The organism is Marinactinospora endophytica (assembly GCF_054780875.1).
Genome location: NZ_BAAGVM010000004.1, coordinates 410,761 through 426,928 on the forward strand (window position 1 = coordinate 410,761; position 16,168 = coordinate 426,928).

At 71.1% G+C, this 16,168-nt stretch carries 12 protein-coding genes; 4 read left to right on the forward strand and 8 right to left on the reverse strand.

What is annotated here, in order from left to right:
* Positions 1 to 552 precede the first annotated feature (552 nt).
* Complete coding sequence (locus ACYVHU_RS10540) at positions 553 to 1,596, reverse strand: hypothetical protein (RefSeq protein ID WP_498948213.1); 1,044 nt, start codon at positions 1,594 to 1,596, stop codon at positions 553 to 555.
* Between the two features lie 1,039 nt (positions 1,597 to 2,635).
* Here ACYVHU_RS10540 and ACYVHU_RS10545 point away from each other — a divergent pair.
* Both ACYVHU_RS10545 and ACYVHU_RS10550 read left to right on the forward strand, forming a co-directional pair.
* Positions 2,636 to 4,081, forward strand: a complete 1,446-nt coding sequence (locus ACYVHU_RS10545; protein WP_498948214.1) for a dicarboxylate/amino acid:cation symporter — start codon at positions 2,636 to 2,638, stop codon at positions 4,079 to 4,081.
* 165 nt (positions 4,082 to 4,246) lie between these two features.
* Positions 4,247 to 5,509 carry a chemotaxis protein CheA gene (locus ACYVHU_RS10550; RefSeq protein ID WP_498948215.1) on the forward strand — a complete coding sequence of 421 codons (1,263 nt, stop codon included), beginning with the start codon at positions 4,247 to 4,249 and terminating at the stop codon, positions 5,507 to 5,509.
* Between the two features lie 85 nt (positions 5,510 to 5,594).
* Here the strand turns inward: ACYVHU_RS10550 and ACYVHU_RS10555 are convergent, their stop codons facing one another.
* Both ACYVHU_RS10555 and ACYVHU_RS10560 read right to left on the reverse strand, forming a co-directional pair.
* Positions 5,595 to 6,698: a C45 family autoproteolytic acyltransferase/hydrolase gene (locus ACYVHU_RS10555; protein WP_432936960.1), complete on the reverse strand. Its 1,104-nt coding sequence runs from the start codon at positions 6,696 to 6,698 to the stop codon at positions 5,595 to 5,597.
* 57 nt (positions 6,699 to 6,755) lie between these two features.
* Positions 6,756 to 8,138, reverse strand: a complete 1,383-nt coding sequence (locus ACYVHU_RS10560) for an NAD(P)H-quinone dehydrogenase (RefSeq protein ID WP_078761683.1) — start codon at positions 8,136 to 8,138, stop codon at positions 6,756 to 6,758.
* A 172-nt stretch (positions 8,139 to 8,310) separates the two neighbouring features.
* On the opposite strand from ACYVHU_RS10560, the gene ACYVHU_RS10565 reads away from it, so the two are divergent.
* Both ACYVHU_RS10565 and ACYVHU_RS10570 read left to right on the forward strand, forming a co-directional pair.
* Complete coding sequence (locus tag ACYVHU_RS10565; RefSeq protein WP_432936964.1) at positions 8,311 to 8,763, forward strand: gamma-glutamylcyclotransferase family protein; 453 nt, start codon at positions 8,311 to 8,313, stop codon at positions 8,761 to 8,763.
* Positions 8,764 to 8,825: 62 nt separating this feature from the next.
* On the forward strand, positions 8,826 to 9,656 hold the full coding sequence (locus ACYVHU_RS10570) for a purine-nucleoside phosphorylase (protein ID WP_432936967.1): 831 nt from the start codon (positions 8,826 to 8,828) through the stop codon (positions 9,654 to 9,656).
* Between the two features lie 584 nt (positions 9,657 to 10,240).
* On the opposite strand, the gene ACYVHU_RS10575 is transcribed toward ACYVHU_RS10570, so the two are convergent.
* From ACYVHU_RS10575 to ACYVHU_RS10595, 5 genes are all read right to left on the reverse strand, one after another.
* The gene (locus ACYVHU_RS10575; protein ID WP_432936970.1) at positions 10,241 to 10,807 is read right to left on the reverse strand and encodes a PH domain-containing protein; all 567 of its coding nucleotides are present in this window, start codon (positions 10,805 to 10,807) and stop codon (positions 10,241 to 10,243) included.
* Positions 10,804 to 11,901 (reverse strand): adenosine deaminase, encoded by a 1,098-nt coding sequence (locus tag ACYVHU_RS10580; protein WP_078761686.1) that lies wholly within the window; start codon positions 11,899 to 11,901, stop codon positions 10,804 to 10,806. Before ACYVHU_RS10580 ends, ACYVHU_RS10575 begins: the two co-directional genes overlap by 4 nt.
* Before the next feature lie 77 nt (positions 11,902 to 11,978).
* The gene (locus tag ACYVHU_RS10585; protein WP_498948216.1) at positions 11,979 to 13,223 is read right to left on the reverse strand and encodes a M20 family metallopeptidase; all 1,245 of its coding nucleotides are present in this window, start codon (positions 13,221 to 13,223) and stop codon (positions 11,979 to 11,981) included.
* Positions 13,210 to 14,478, reverse strand: coding sequence for a glutamate--cysteine ligase (locus ACYVHU_RS10590; protein ID WP_078761688.1), 1,269 nt, complete (start codon positions 14,476 to 14,478; stop codon positions 13,210 to 13,212). The genes ACYVHU_RS10585 and ACYVHU_RS10590 overlap by 14 nt, the downstream gene beginning before the upstream one ends.
* Before the next feature lie 430 nt (positions 14,479 to 14,908).
* Positions 14,909 to 16,060, reverse strand: a complete 1,152-nt coding sequence (locus tag ACYVHU_RS10595; protein WP_078761689.1) for a YihY/virulence factor BrkB family protein — start codon at positions 16,058 to 16,060, stop codon at positions 14,909 to 14,911.
* Between the last annotated feature and the right edge of the window lie 108 nt (positions 16,061 to 16,168).

Genomic DNA, 16,168 nt, shown 5'->3' on the forward strand with positions numbered 1-16,168 from the left:
GGTGACCGGTCCACCGAGGTCCGGAACGGGCGGAACACCGCTCCCGCACATCGGCCAGGCCAGACCGGACGGGCGGGCCGGGGCCTGGACGTCCCGGCGGGTGCCCTGGGCAGCGCGCTCTCCGCCAGGGGCGTGGCACGAGGTCGTGGCGCGACGAGCGGGCCGGCCGTCCCCGCCGACGCCCCGGGGGCCCGGCCGGTCCTGCCCCGTGGGGCCCGGGCGGTCTCCGGCACGGGCACCCGGCGGGGCATCGTCGGCGGCGGGCCGGAGCGCTTCACCTGGGGAGACGCGGCCCACACCGTTCGGGGCGGCCTCGCCGCGGTGGCCATGGGGGCGCGGCCGCCCCGGTCCTCGCGTCCGGTTGCGGCCCCGTCCGTGAGCACGCGCACCGCCGCGCGCTGATCCGGCCGGGGCGTGGCCGGCCCCGGCCTCGAAGGTCCGCCCCCGCCCCGGGACGACGGCGGGGAGGAGGCCCCTCCCCGCCGGTCCGCACTCGGCGGCCCAGGTCCCCGGAGACGGCTGCGCCCGCGCCGGTGACCGGCCCCGGAATTCCTAGATCCAGCCGATGAGGGTCTTCTTCCTCCCCTCCATCGTCACCTGCACGTAGGAGTCAGGGGCGCTCAAGGGGAGGACGTGCCACTCGCCCGAGTGGTCGACGGCCAGCCGCTCGTTGTCAGGCGAGAGGTGGAAGGAGTCGAACGGGCCGCCATCGGCGACGACCGTCCTCCACTTCTCGATCTCCAGTTCCGGGGAGGCCGTCACCTCGATGATCTCACCGGCGACCGGGTCGTACTGGTCGATGGGGACGTCCACGTTCGTCGCCACGAGGAACGTGTCCTCTCCCGCGAAGGTCAGCTCGTTCTGGTAGAGCACCGTGTCCGGCACGCCGGTGATCCGGGTCGCCATGTTCTCCTCGTAGGGGAACACGACGCCGTAGGCCTTCCGTTCGCCACCGAGATCCCGGTACTGGACCACGGGGTCCCCCTTCTGCTCCTGGGGGTCGCCGACGAGCCCGTACTCGGGCACCACCGGCCCGCTGTCCCCGGGTATCCACTCGGCGTCGGGATCGTCGATCTCCCCCATCTTCTTCGGCGGGGCGTCGCCTTCGAGCTCGACGGCGTAGACGGTCCTCCCTTGGGAGCCGGCCTGTTCGAACCAGAGGAGCTGTGATTCCGGGTCGTATTGGAGCTCCCTCTCGATGGCACCCGCTCCGGACAGGGATCCGCCCGGGGCGGCAACGGTGCGGGCCAGGCGCGCCTCCTCCGTCGCGCCTTCCACGCGATAAATCCGGATCTCCTCGCCCAAGGGCCGGTAATAGTGGGAGAGGTCGTCGGTGAAGTATTCGTTCGGTTCGCTGTAGGGCCCCAACCAGCTCGTGTCCGGCAGCAGGATCCGGTCGATCTCAGAGCCGTCGTCGGGATCGATCAGGACGACCGAGGCATCCCCGTTGTCCCGGCCCGCCTCCAGGCCGACCAGTCCCGATTGGTCACCCCAGCGGGGTTCCTCGGGGGAAGGCTGTTCCGAGGACAGTATTTCCTGCGCCGTCCCTCCCCCGGCACTTCCACATGAGGTCCCCAGAAGGACGATAACGGCCACGCCGACCGGAAATCGGAGAACACGCCTGTTCAAATCCGCTCCACTCCTCGCCATTCAGCATGCTGACGCGGAGTGTACCAAGCACGTCCACCGTTATTTAGACCGAGGCGTCCCACTACGGGGTTTCCGAAAACTGCGGACGGTCAACGCGGAAAATGCGTGTCCGGCCCGCTCCGGACGTTTTCCCGAAGCCACCGCCGGATACCTCTCCGGCGTTTCTCCTCTCGCCGCGGAGACCGGGACGGGGAGCACGGTCCCGTTCCGGGCGATGCCGTGACACGCGTTTCCGTCTCCCCGGAGATGAAAAGGAGAGACCGGGGACGGCCGCGCCGTGTGCCCGGGCCCGTCTCGTCCGGGGAGCACCGCCCGCTCCCCGGCGCGGGCGGCCGGAAGCCGCTCCGCCGGTGAAACCGCCAGGGGACCACTCCCCTTCGGAAGGCCGTCCCGCCACCGGCACGTGCGCCCGGCCCCTCCGGGGTCCGCCGGCCGGTTCCGGACGACCGCCCACAGGTGGTCCGGGAACGCCCCGGCCTCTTCGAGGAGGACGTCCCGTCCGCTCCCGGCCGCGCCGGCGTGCCTCTTGTGTCCCGCGGTGACGCGTCCGGCCTCGGAGGGGGCGGCCGCGGATCGCCGTAGTCCTGGGGGTCCGCCGGGGATAGGCCCCGCTCACCGGGTTACGGACCGGCCTGCCACCGGGTTCCCCCCTGTCCGTTATGGTCGCTTTGTGGCCACATGAGCTCTGTGACCAGATCGACGCCTCCCGTCAGGGAATAACAGGCGCAACGTCGTTATTGTGTTTGTTCGTGACGAATGTTTGGGGCCTCACCCGGCGGTGGCACGTGGACCTGTGCCGACTCGCCAGTCACGCGTGTCGTCGTTCCTGACCTTCTGACGTCCCCGGCTCCCATCGTGCCGTAGCCGGGCGTCCGCGCTCCCCGGCGCCCCGTCCCACCGGACCGCGCGCCCTCCTCCTCCCCCCCGGCGACCTCCCCATCCGCGGCGGTTCCCGGTAACGTCCCGACTTCCTTGGAGTCACCCCGTGCTATCCGCACTCCGGCGTATCCCGTTCGCCGTCCAGGTCCTCGCAGCGCTCGTCCTTGGTCTCGTGCTCGGCCTGGTCGCTCGTCAGATGGGCGGCGACGCCGACGCGCCCAACTGGCTGGCCGTCACCCTGGACACCATCGGCTCGACGTTCGTCACCCTGCTGAAGGCGATCGTCCCGCCGCTCATCCTGCTCGCCGTCGTCTCCTCCATCGCGAGCCTGCGCAACGTCACCAACGCGGCCCGCCTGGCCGGTCAGACGCTGCTGTGGTTCGCGATCACCGCGCTCATCGCGGTGGCCATCGGCATCGGCCTGGGCCTGGTGGTCCGACCCGGCGTGAACAGCGGTGTGGACGCCGCCACCGCCGCCGAGCCCGGCAGCACCGGTTCGTGGCTGGCGTTCCTGGAGAGCATGGTCCCGGCCAACTTCCTGGGCCTGTCGGCCTCGACCAGCGCCGCCGACGACGGCTCGCTGAGCACCTCGATCAGCTTCAACGCCCTCCAGCTCATCGTCGTCGCGATCGCGATCGGCATCGCCGCGGTGAAGGTCGGCAAGCCCGCCGAACCCTTCCTCGCCTTCACCCGCTCGGCCCTGGACATCGTGCTCAAGGTCCTGTGGTGGATCATCCGCCTCGCGCCGCTCGGCACGATCGGTCTGCTGGGCAACGCGGTCTACAGCTACGGCTGGACCACCATCGGCGCGCTCGGCAAGTACACGCTGGCCGTCTACGCCGGCCTGGTCCTGGTGCTGTTCGTCGTCTACCCGCTGCTGGCCCGGGTGCACGGGCTGTCCATGGCCAGGTTCTTCACCGGCGTGTGGCCGGCGGTGCAGCTCGGTTTCGTCTCCCGTTCCTCGATGGGCACGATGCCGGTCACCCAGCGCGTGGCCGAGACGAACTTCGGCGTCCCCCGGTCCTACGCCTCCTTCGCGGTGCCCTTCGGCGCCACCACGAAGATGGACGGTTGCGCCGCGATCTACCCGGCGATCTCGGCGATCTTCGTCGCCCAGTTCTTCGACGTGAACCTGACCCTGAGCGACTACCTGCTGATCGCGTTCGTCTCGGTCATCGGCTCCGCCGCGACGGCCGGCACCACCGGCGCGACCGTGATGCTCACGCTGACGCTGTCCACGGTCGGACTGCCCCTGGAGGGCGTGGGCCTGCTGCTGGCCGTCGACCCGATCCTGGACATGGGCCGCACCGCGACCAACGTCGCCGGTCAGGCGCTCGTCCCCGCCATCGTGGCCAAGCGCGAGCGGATCATCGACATCGAGCGTTACAACGCGCCGCGCGGCCTCGACGGTTTCGTCGACGCGGACTTCCGCACCTCGGCGGAGCGCACCGCCGAGTCCGGCGAGGAGGCCTCGCAGGGGGCCGAGCCCGCGGAACGCGAAGCGGACGCGGTGACGAAGGAGCAGGCCACCACGGCCGGCGGAGCCTCCTGACCCTTTGCCATGCCCCGGCACGGGCGGCCCGCCACACTCGGCGAGCCGCCCGTAGTCTTGATTCCAGAGAGCTTCGAAAGCAGTCTCAGTCACACCGGACGACAGCGGGAACCGACAGCCACTCTCATTCGTCTGAACAGGATGAGGGAGGCGAGAGGAACGATCATGTTGCGCCGCTTGGCACTACCGGCCCTTCTCACCACGGGGCTTACCGTTTTCTTGGCGGCTGCGCCCGCCCACGCCGACACGCCCAGCCCGGGCGAGGTGGCCGACGCCCTACAGAGCGAGCACCTGTACGTCGACCCCGACATCACGACGGAGCAGTACCCCCAGGGTGAGCGCGACGTCCTGGTCCAGGCCGGCCAGAACGCCGAGTCACCCGTCTACTACGTGATCGTGCCCGAGGGCACCTTCCAGTCCAACGCGACGTTCGACATCTTCATGGACGAGGTCCAGGCCGACGTGGGCGACGGCACCTATGCCGTCCTCAACGGCTCTGAGAGGTTGATCCTCGAATCCACGACGCTGAGCGATTCCGACCTCGCCCAGATCGAGCGTGAGGCGATCCAGCAGGGGCAGGGCAACCAGACCGACACCCTGGTCGCCGTGCCCGACGCCATCGAGGACCAGCAGTCCGCCGACGCCGCCTCCGGCGTGTTCGGCGTGGTGCTGCTGGGCCTGCTCGGCGTCCTCGCGGTCGGTGGCTTCCTGTTCGTCCGCAGCTCCCGCAAGAAGCGTGCGGAGCGCGAGGCCAAGGAGCTCGCCGAGATCAAGCAGATGACCACCGAGGACGTGGTCCGCCTCGGCGAGGACGTCGCCCGCCTGGAGATCGACCTGGGCCGGGTCGACGACCTCACCCGCGCCGACTACGAGCGCGCGATGAACTCCTACGACCAGGCCAAGGTCGCGCTCGACACGATCCGGCGCCCCGAGGACGTCAAGGCGGTCACCAACGCGCTGGAGGACGGCCGCTACTACATGACCGCGACCCGCGCGCGGATGAACGGCGACCCGGTCCCCGAGCGGCGCAAGCCCTGCTTCTTCAACCCGCAGCACGGCCCGTCGCAGCAGGACGTCATGTGGGCGCCCCCCGGCGGTTCGCCCCGCTCGGTCACGGCCTGCCCGGCCTGCGCCCAGGCGGTCCTGTCCGGCCACGACCCCGACGTGCGCATGGTCATGGTCAACGGCCAGCGCCAGCCCTACTACAACGCCGGGCCGGCCTACGCGCCCTACGCGGGCGGGTACTTCGGCATGGACATGATGATGGGCATGTTCACCGGCATGATGATCGGCAACATGATGGGCTCGATGATGGGCGCCTCGATGCTGGGCGCCGGCATGGGCGACATGGGCGCCGGTGATCTCGGTGGCGACCTGGGTGGCGGCGACTTCGGTGGCGGCGGCGACTTCGGAGGGTTCGACTTCTAGTCCGCCTCTGGTGTCCGCGCGACGGGGCCCGTTCCCTCACGGAACGGGCCCCGTCGCCGTTCCGGCGGTCCGGAGCGGCCCGTTCTCAGCCGCGCGGGCCCAGCAGCCCGCCCAGGTCCACCTCGCGGTAGGGGGTGGTGCACGGGTTGCCGTCGGCGATCCACATACGCCGCTCCTCCAGGCTCATGACGACCGACACGATGGTCGCCGAGCGTTCCTGCCCGGGCCGTCCCGGGTCGGGGTGCGCACACACGCTCAGGGGGTGTTCGGCGTGGTCGCGCAGTGCCTCCTGGAACCGTTCGGGGGTCACCGGCGCCCCTCGAAGCCCGGCCCGTAGCCGTTGCAGGCGGAACAGGGTGCCGCTGGACAGCTCGCGGTTGACGTCGCGACCGCCGAGCCGTTCGGAGGTGAAGTGGTTGGTGTGCGCGATGACGTCACCGTCACCGAGGTCGAGGAAGATCCGCTCCCGTCCTCCCGGCGCGCCCTCGGCGTCGAAGGCGGCTCCCCCCGCCGCGGCCACGAGGTAGTTCGCCGAGGCCGAGCGGGGATAGCGTTCCAGCACGTCCAGCGCCGCGGAGGCCCGTTCGGCGTCGAGGCAGGCGCGTAACGCCACGTGGTAGGGCATTCCCGGCTCGCCCTGGTCGAATTCGCTGACCAGCGCGTTGGTGACGACGCCGACGCCGGCCTCGTTCATCCCGGTCTTGGCGAGCAGACCCGCCTCGACCGCGGTGACGAAGTTCGGTCCGTCGTCGCGACGGACCTCCAGGAGGACGACGGTCCGCTCGGCGCCGGGGCGCCAGTCCCAGTTCTGCCCGATGAGGGTGCGTCCCGCCGCAGCGGCGGGCAGCACCGCGGCGGCGCTGCACTCGGCGACCGGCACGATCCTGCGCGCCAGGCCGGAGAACATGATCTCGGTTCGCACGTTGACGGCGAGGATGTCGGCGTAGTCGACGCCGGCGCCCTCGGCGATGCCGCGCATCTCCCGCAGGTAGTCCTCCGAGACCGCGGCGATGGCGGGCTCGAACCGTAACGCGACCTCCTGGGCGCGCGGCCAGTCCAGTCCCGCGTAGTACGCGAAGATCCCGCGGTACATCGCGATGGTCTCCGCGATGCGGCCGGCGGCCAGTCGTCCGTACTGGAGGCCGCGCTCGGCCGGTCCACCACTGACCCGAATATGGGGGTAGGGCACGGTTTCCCTTTCTGTTGCGGTAAGGAAGGTCCGTCCCGTTTCCTACCCCCGCGCGGCCTACTCCGGGGAGCCCTGCATGAGCGAACGGGCCGCTTCGGTGACGCTGCCCGACAGCGACGGGTACACCGCGAACGTGTGGGCCAGGTCGTCCACCGTGAGCCGCTGTTGCACCGCGACCGACACCGCGAGGATGAGCTCGCTCGCGCGCGGCCCCACGATGACGCCCCCCAGCACGATGCCGGTCTGGCGGCGGCAGATGAGCTTGACGAAACCGTCGCGCGTACCGTGCATCTTGGCGCGCGGGTTGGTGTCCAGGGGGAGGTTCACGACGCGCGCGTCGACCCGCCCCGACTCGACGTCGGCCTCGCTGACGCCCACGGCCGCCAGCTCGGGGTGGGTGAAGACCGTCGAGGCCACGGTCGACAGCTTCAGCGGCGCGACCGCCTCGCCCAGGGCGTGCCACATGGCGATGCGGCCCTGCATCCCGGCGACCGAGGCGAGCATGTTGACCCCCGTGCAGTCGCCCGCCGCGTAGACGCCCGGGGTGGAGGTCCGCGAAACACGGTCGACCTGGACGAACCCGCCCTTGTCAAGCCGGACGCCGGCCTCCTCCAGGCCGAGGTTGTCGGTGTTGGGGATCATGCCGACCGTCATCAGACAGTGGGTCCCCTCGATGGTGCGCCCGTCGGCGAGTTTCACGACGACGCCGTCGCCCTCACGGGTGACCGACTCGGCCCGGGCGTTGCCCAGGACGGTCATACCGCGCCGCTGGAACACCCCCTCCAGCGCCTCGGCGGCGTCCCGGTCCTGGGTCGGCAGGACCCGATCACGCGAGGACACCAGCGTCACCTGGGAGCCCAGGGCGAGGTAGGCGTTGGCGAACTCGGCACCCGTGACACCGGACCCCACGACGATCAGCTTCTCGGGCAGCTCGTCCAGGTCGTAGAGCTGGCGCCAGGTGAGGATGCGCTCACCGTCGGGCTTGGCCGTGGGCAGCTCACGCGGGTGCGCCCCGGTCGCCACGAGCACCACGTCGGCCCGGATGCGCTGGTCGCCGACGGCGACGATGTGCGGATCGACCAGGCGCCCCTCGCCCTGGATGATCTCGATGCCCTCCTTGACGAGGCGCGCCGCGGTGTCGGCGGACTGCGCCTGGGCCAGGCGCTTGACCCTGGCGTTGACCGTCTTGAGGTCGATGTCGATGATGTCCTTGTCGCCCGGCTCGTTGCCGACGTTGATCCCCAGCGACGCGGCCTCGGACACATAGGTCATCCGGACCGAGGTCGCGATGAGGGTCTTGGAGGGGACGCAGTCGGTGAGGACACATGCCCCACCGATCCCGTCACGGTCCACCACGGTCACGTCCGCGCCGAGCTGCGCCGCCACGAGCGCGGCCTCATAGCCTCCGGGTCCGCCACCGATGATCACGACCTTGGTCACGTCTGTTTCACTCCTTCTGACGGCCCCGTTCCCGGTTGCGGGCATGCCATTGCGCGGCAGGCCGGGACATGGGCGGGGACCGTCCGGGTACTGTGCTCGCCTGTCGCTCCCCCCATTCTCCGTCATTCCGGGTGGCGGGATTCGCACGCCCCTGAGGGAAGGAGCACGTAGCATGTGCCGCGTGCCTCTGTACGCCGCCTATGGCAGGAACCTCGATCCCGAGCGAATGGCCGAGCGCGCCCCGCACTCGCCGGTGTGGAGCACCGGCTGGCTGGAGGGTTGGCGGCTGGCATTCGGGGGCGCCGGCCCCGACCAGGCGGGCGCCCTGGTGACGTTGGCCGAGGAGCCCGGCTCCAGCGTCTTCGTCTGCCTGTACGACGTTCCCGAGTGGGAAAGACGGCTGCTGGACTCCTGGGAGGGCACCGACCTGGGCGTCTACTCCCGGATCACGGTACGGGCCCGCACCCTGTTCGACGGTGACGTGACGGCCTGGGCCTACGTCCTCGACGACTACGAGGGAGGTCTTCCCTCCGCCGCCTACCTCGAGTCGATCGCGCTCGCCGCGGAGAAGGCCGGCGCCCCGAGCGACTACGTCGCCGACCTGCGCGCGCGTCCCTGCTGTTAGCGGTGGGACACGCGGCCCCGGGATCCGGGGTGAACCGCCGACCGGAGAGTACGCTCCGAGATGTGAGCGAACCCACGCAAGACCTCACGGTCACCGGCACGGCGGGCGCGAAGGAGGGGGCCGCGGTCGCGGCCTCCGAGCTGTTGACCCGGACCGGCGCGGACGGTTACGACGCTGTCGTGGTCCTGGGCTCCGGCTGGGCCGGGGCCGCCGACGCGCTGGGCGTCGCCGACATCGAGATCGACGTCGGCGACCTGCCCGGGTTCGTCGCCCCCTCCGCGGCCGGGCACGCCTCGCTCCTGCGCACCGTGTGGGTGGGCGCCAAGCGCGTCGCCGTCTTCATGGGGCGCGTCCACCTGTACGAGGGCTACGGGCCGCTCCAGGTGACGCACGCCGTGCGCACCGGTGTCGCCGCCGGCGCGCGCACCGTGGTGTTGACCGGTTCGGCGGGGTCGATGCGCGTGGACTTCTCGCCCGGCCAGCCCGTGGTGGTGCGTGACCACATCAACCTCACCGGCGAGTCCCCATTGGTGGGCCCCGACTTCGTGGATCTGACGACCGCCTACAGCCCGCGGCTGCGCGCCGTCGCCCACGAGGCCGACCCGTCGCTGGCCGAGGGCGTCTACGCGGCCGTGCGCGGCCCGGCCTTCGCCACGCCCGCCGAGCTCGGGTTGCTCCGGCTGTCGGGCGCCGACCTGGTCGGCACGTCCATGGCCCTGGAGACCATCGCCGCGGCCGAGATGGGCGCCGAAGTGCTGGGCCTGTCCGTGGTGAGCAACGACGCGGTCGGTCCCGTCCACGGAATGCTGTCCGCCGACCGGCTTCTCGGCATGGCCAGGGAACACGCTCCCGAGCTGGGCGCGCTGCTCAACCGGATCCTGCTGCGGCTGTGAGCCCGCCTCACGGCGCGAACGTTCGAAGGGGCACCCGACACGTGGTCGGGTGCCCCTTTTGGTCCGGCCATGGGGTCGGCCGGGTCCGCAACGGGCCGGAAGAGGGGCGCACGCGCCTTCCGCGCAGGGGCGCACGCCCCTCCCCCCGGGAAGGGGAGATCCGTCCGGCCGTCCGGTGGCCGACACTGCGTGGCGAGCAGCATCCCGAGGCCAGGGATGATCGATGCCCGCCACCGGTGTGCGGCCGGCGGTGTTCTCCGTGTGCCACGGCCCGGATCCCCGCAGACCCGTGGCGGCCGAGCACATGCCCTTCCCATGCGCGCGTCGCAGCCGGTTCCTCCGGTCCCCGCGACCTTGGGTTCCGTACTGCCACGGTCGGTGACCGTGGCCCGCGACACGCCTGTCGTCCTTGACCCGCTCGTGCCCTGGGGGCGGGGCCGGGTGACGGTCCGCGCAGCCGCCACTTCCCGCCCCACTCCCTTAGGCATGCCTAACCTAACCATCGATGGGCGGGTGCGGTCAAGTCCATCCCGGAAGACGTCGAGGGGCCCGCAGGACGGGCCCCTCGACACATCGGCACCGGATCAGGCGAAGAGCAGGGCGGCGACCAGCAAGAACGCCGGAGCTCCGAGCGCGACGATGGCGTCCGGCGACCACACCACCGTCGGTTCGGCCTGCTCAGAAAGCGGGCGGGCCTTGCGTTTCTCCGCCTCGTCGCGCAGCTGCCGGGCGACGAAGTCCACCGGCCGCATCCGGCGCGGATCCTCCTCGGCGAGTTCGACGTAACCGTCGGCGCGACGCAGATTGTCGCGGACCTTCGCGCGCTTGGTCTCGCGCAGCGGCCAGGAGCGGAAGACCCGGTCGCCCGCGTGGACCCGTAGCACGTCGGTGACGTCGGCCCAGGTGAAGGCCTGCCAGGGGATGAACGCCTCGCGCAGCGGGTTGACGACGCGCACCCCCTCCTCGGTCGCCACGACCTTCGGCCGCAGCGCGAGCACGTAGGTCACCCCCACGCTGAACACCAGGAGCGCCGCCGCGACCACGGCGGCGTAGGTACGCCCGCGCAGGGCGAGATCGACCAGGTTGACGGCGACGATCGCGATCCAGACCCATCCCAGGACACGCGGGAGGGGTTGGGTGAAGGGTCTCATTCGGTGGCCCACTTGAGTCGTGCGAATCCGGGCTTGATCTGCCCGTTGATGAGCGCCAGACGCTCGTCGAACGGCAGGAACGCCGACTTCATGGCGTTCACCGTGAACCATTGCAGATCATCCCAGTCATACCCGAAGGCATCGGCCAGTTTGGCGAACTCCTCGGACAGCGTCGTCGCGCTCTGCAACCGGTTGTCGGTGTTGACCGTGACCCGGAAGCGCAACTGACGCAGCAGGCCGATCGGATGCTTCTCGATGGAGGCCGCCGCCCCCGTCTGCACGTTGGAGGTCGGGCACATCTCCAACGGGACCCGCTTGTCGCGGACGTAATTCGCCAGCCGTCCCAACCGTGACACGCCCTCCGTGTCCGTCTCGATGTCGTCCACGATGCGCACACCGTGTCCGAGCCGGTCGGCGCCGCACCACTGCAACGCCTCCCAGATGGAGGGCAGTCCGAACGCCTCGCCCGCGTGGATGGTGAAGTGCGCGTTCTCGCGTCGCAGGTACTCGAAGGCGTCGAGATGGCGGGTCGGCGGGTGCCCCGCCTCGGCTCCGGCGATGTCGAAGCCGGCCACCCCGTGGTCCCGGTAGCGCACGGCGAGTTCGGCGATCTCCCGGGAGCGGGCCGCGTGCCGCATCGCGGTGAGGAGGGTGCCCATCCGGATCGACCGGCCCTGCGCGGCCGCGCGCTCCTCTCCGAGCCGGAACCCCTCCTGCACCGCGAGGATGACCTCGTCGAGGTCCAGGCCGCCCTCAAGGTGCTGCTCGGGGGCGTAGCGGACCTCGGCGTAGACGATCCCGTCGGCTGCGAGGTCCTCGGCGCACTCGGCGGCCACCCGGACGAGCGCGTCACGGGTCTGCATGACCGCGACCGTGTGCCCGAACGTCTCAAGGTAGCGCTCCAGCGAGCCGGAGTGCGCGGCCTCGGCGAACCAGACGGCGAGTTCGTCGGGGTCCTTCGTGGGCAGCCCCTGGTACCCCACGGCGTCGGCGAGCTCGACGATCGTGGCGGGGCGCAGACCGCCGTCGAGGTGGTCGTGCAACAGCACCTTGGGGGCTCGCCGGATCTGGTCCAACGTCAACTGGTGGCTCATGCGTCTCAGGATGCCACTCGACACCGGCGCCCGGGGTCCGGCGGACGATGATGCGCGGTCCCGCGCCGCCGGCGACGTCAGGCCAGCGCCGCGTCCTCGACCGGTTCTCCGGACCGGGAACGGCGCTCCTCCCACAGGGCGGTCAGCGCGGTGGCGGCCATGAGCTGCACACCGACCCCGATCGCCCGTTCGTCGACGTCGAAGGTGCCCCGGTGCAGGTCGAGCATTGGACCGTCGGAGGAGGGGCGATGGGTCCCGAGCCGGGCCAGCGCCCCGGGCACCTGTTCCAGGTACCAGGCGAAGTCCTCACCGCCCAGGCTCTGCGGCGTGGGCGCCGGGGCGTCGGCGCCGAGGACCTGGGTGCAGGCGTCGCGCAGGATCTGCACGCTGCCCGCCTCGTTGACCGTGGGAGGCACGCCCCTGCGGTAGTTCAGCTCCGCGGTGGCGCCGTAGGCCGTCACCACCGAGTCGATGAGTTCCTTGATGATGTCCGGGGCGGCGTGCCAGGCGTCGTCGGCCAGGCAGCGGACGGTGCCCTCGGCCACTCCGTCGTCGGGGATCGCGTTGGGCGCGGACCCCGCGCTGACGCGCCCCCACACGAGGCTGAACCCGGCCCGGGGGTCCACCCGGCGCGACAGCGCCGCGGGGAGTTCGGTGACGACCTTGCCCAGCGCGTAGACGAGGTCGGTCGTCAGGTGCGGGCGGGCGGTGTGCCCGCCCGGCCCCGACAGCCGGACCATGAGCTGGTCGCAGGCGGCGGTGATGGGACCGACGCGCAGGCCCACCCGGCCGGTGGGCAGCCGGGGGTCGCAGTGCAGCGCGAAGATCCGGTCGACGCCCTTCAGGCCATCGGCGTTGATGACCTCCATGGCGCCGCCGGGAAGCTCCTCGGCCGGCTGGAAGAGCAGCCGGACCCGGCCCGGCAGGGCGCCCGCGCGCGCCTGCTGGGCCAGGAAGACGCCCGCGGCGAGCAGCACCGTGGTGTGCACGTCGTGACCGCACGCGTGCGCCGCGCCGGGGACCGTGGAACGGTAGGGCACGTCCTTATCGTCGGCCAGCGGGAGCGCGTCGATGTCGGCGCGCAGCGCGACGGTCGGCCCGTCGTCGGCCGATCCGATGTCGCAGATGAGACCGGTTCCCTGCGGCAGCACCACCGGCTCCAGACCGATCCCGCGCAGCCGCTCCACCAGACGCTGGGTCGTCCGGTGCTCGGCAAAGGCGAGCTCGGGGTGCATGTGGAGGTCTCGCCGGAACTCGACGAATTCCCGCTCCCGGCGAGCCAGAAAAGCGGTCAGTTGTTCCCGCAGGTCACGCCCCTGCATGCGAGGGCCCCCTCTTCCTCGACGATTGTTCTCGGCCGGCGTTGTGCGCGCCGGTGTCCCTGTCCGCCGCCCCGCTCTCGCCGGCGGCGTTTCCGTACGGCGTGGTCGACCCCCGGTCCGGGCCGAACCCTCCGGCCCGGAACTCCCCCGTCAGGGCGTCCACCACGTCGTTGATCGTGCCCCCCTGGTCGATGACGGCCCGTTGGCGCTCATAGGAGGCACCGTTGTGCAGGACCTCGGAGACGACGTCCAGGTCCTCGGCACAGCCGAGTCGGTCGGCGATCGGCTTCAGCTCGCGGACGAGCTCGTAGAGGTCGTCGCGCAGCGGGACGGTGCCGCCCCGCTCGTCGGTGATGACCCGGGCGTCCAGCCCGTAACGGGTGGCCCGCCACTTGTTGTCGTTGACCACCCAGGCCGCCGGGCTGGGCAGGCTGTAGCCGCGGTCGAGCTGCTGGTCGAAGAGCTGCACGAGGCTCTGCGACAGCGCGGCGGCCATGCCGACCTCACGCAGGGTCGGGATGCCGTCGAACATGCGGATCTCGATGGTGCCGAAATCGGGATGCGGCCGGACGTCCCACCACACCTCCTTGATGCTGGAGATCGTGCCGGCGCGCAGCAGGGTCTCCATGTAGTCCTCGAAGGAGGCCCAGTCGTCGAGGCGGGGCGGCGGGCCGGCGGTGGGCAGGGCGCCGAACACGATCGCCCTGGCCGAGGCCAGCCCGGTGTCGTGCCCGCTCCAGAACGGGCTGGAGGCGGTCAGCGCGAGGAAGTGCGGCAGGTAGCCGGCCAGCGCGTTGACGATGGGGATCGCCTTCTCGGCCGAGCGGACCCCGACGTGGACGTGGACGCCGAAGGTCAGGATGCGGCGGGCCAGCCACTGCATCTGGTCGATGAGCTCGCCGTAGCGCTGGACCGGCGAGAGGGTCTGGTCGCGCCAGTCGTCCAGGGGGTGGGTGCCCGAGCACATCAGGGCGAGCGAGCGCGGTTCGATCGCCGCGCCGAGCCGGGAGATGCTTCCGGCGAGGTCGCCGCGGACCTCCTCGACGGTCTCGCAGATGCCGGTGACGACTTCGACGGTGCACTGCATCAGCTCGTGCCGCAACGGCGGGTGGGCGGGCGCCTGGCTCAGGTCGGGAAGCTCCCCGAGGACCTGCTGCGCCTCCTGGCGCAGGTGTCGCGTGTTGACATCGACGAGCTGGAGTTCCCATTCCACACCGAGGGTGGCACGGTCGGACGCGTTGAATTCGATGGCCACGATCAACCTCCGCGCTGTCGTACAGCCGGCACGCTCACCGACTTGTGACGCACCTTAGGCGAGACATCGGTCTCGATGTCAGTGCGTCTCATGGTCGGTTCCGCTCTCCTTCGGAATCGAGTACGTGGCGGACTGGTGGCCTGGGCTGCGGCACGGCGGACGACCGCCTCGTGACCGAGGATTACAGATGCACAACCGGCTCCGCCGGGAAACGGCCGATCGTGACCTGAAACAGCCGGGGCGCTTCTTCGCGTCACGGGCCCACTGGTCCCGGATGCTCCCCGACTTCGCCGTATCCAAACGTAACCGGGCCCGTGGTCCTTTTCCGGGCTTCCGGGAAAGAACCGCCCCGTCGTCGAGATCACGGTACACAAGGACACGGAGAAAGTACTTGAAGTGACCAATACGTGATGTCGTGCGTCGCCGCAGGTCAACGTGGGACAGAACGCTTGACGTCCCGGCCGCGTCGGCGGGCCCAGAGCACGCCGGCCGCCACGGCCGCCGCCACCCCGACCGCCGTCACGAAGCGGGACGGCGCGGGCCGCCGCCCGGGAGACCGTGGGCCGGCGGCCGGACCGGCGGTGTGAGGGACGAGCTCCTCCCTGGCGGCCAGCCGGGCGGGCTCGGCCGGGATCGCGGCCACGGGGATGTCGATCGGCACCGACCCCTGGTAGGGCGGTGGCACCGGCAGCCAGGTCGCCGTCCAGGCCGCGGCGAACAGCACGAACCGCAGGACGATGTCGATCCACACCAGCAGGCCGGCCAGCACCGCGAAGGAGGCGTAGACGGGGTTGTCGAGCGTGCTTCTGATGAGCAGCGCCCCGGTCGCCTTGAGCGCCTCGAAGCCCAGCGCGGCGAAGAACGCCCCGCGCCACAGCGGCCGCCAGGACCACCCGCCGCCCGACAACCGGCCGAACACCACGAGGAAGAGCACGGTGTCGACGCCGACCGCGATGGCCAGTCCCAGGAAGCGGGTCGCCAACAGGGCCGCCGGCGTGTGCTCCAACCCCACCCAGGACAGCGACCAGCGCGTGGCCGCCTGGGCGGCGCTGGTCAGCGCGACGGAGCCGAGCAGGGCCACCCCCAGCACCACCACGACGAGCAGGTCGGTCAGCTTCCCCAAGAGGGGGTTGACGGCCTGGGCGGTGCTCCTGAGCCATATGACGCGCAGCGCCTCGCGCAGCGCGGAGACGGCGCCCAGGCCGGCGTAGAGCAGGCCGAGGAGCCCGAGGAGCCCCGCGCCGACGCGAGCCCGGGCGACCTCCTCCAGGGGGAGCCGGTCGGCGAGCCCCGGCAGCGTCTCCTCGACGGCCTGCTCCAGGTAGGCGCGCGCCTCCAGGTCGACCGCCGCGACATATCCGAGCAGGGAGAAGGCCAGCGCGAGCAGCGGGAAGAAGGACAGGAAGGCGTAGTAGGTGACCGACGCGGCGAGCAGGCTGCCCTGTTGGCCGGAGTAGCGCTCATAGGCCCGCACGAGGTGGTCGAACCCGGGCCTGGTCCGCCGAAGACCCCAGTAGGCGTCGAGCGCCGTGTTGACCCGCTTGCGTACCCGGTCTCGGAACCGTTCCATCGTCGAGGGCATCGCGCTCCCGGTTCGCGTCGGCTGGGTGGCGGACGACCGAGGGTAGTCGCGGCCGGACGCGAACAGAAGGGGACGCGCCTTGGTGACGCCCTCACCCCTACCGATCGG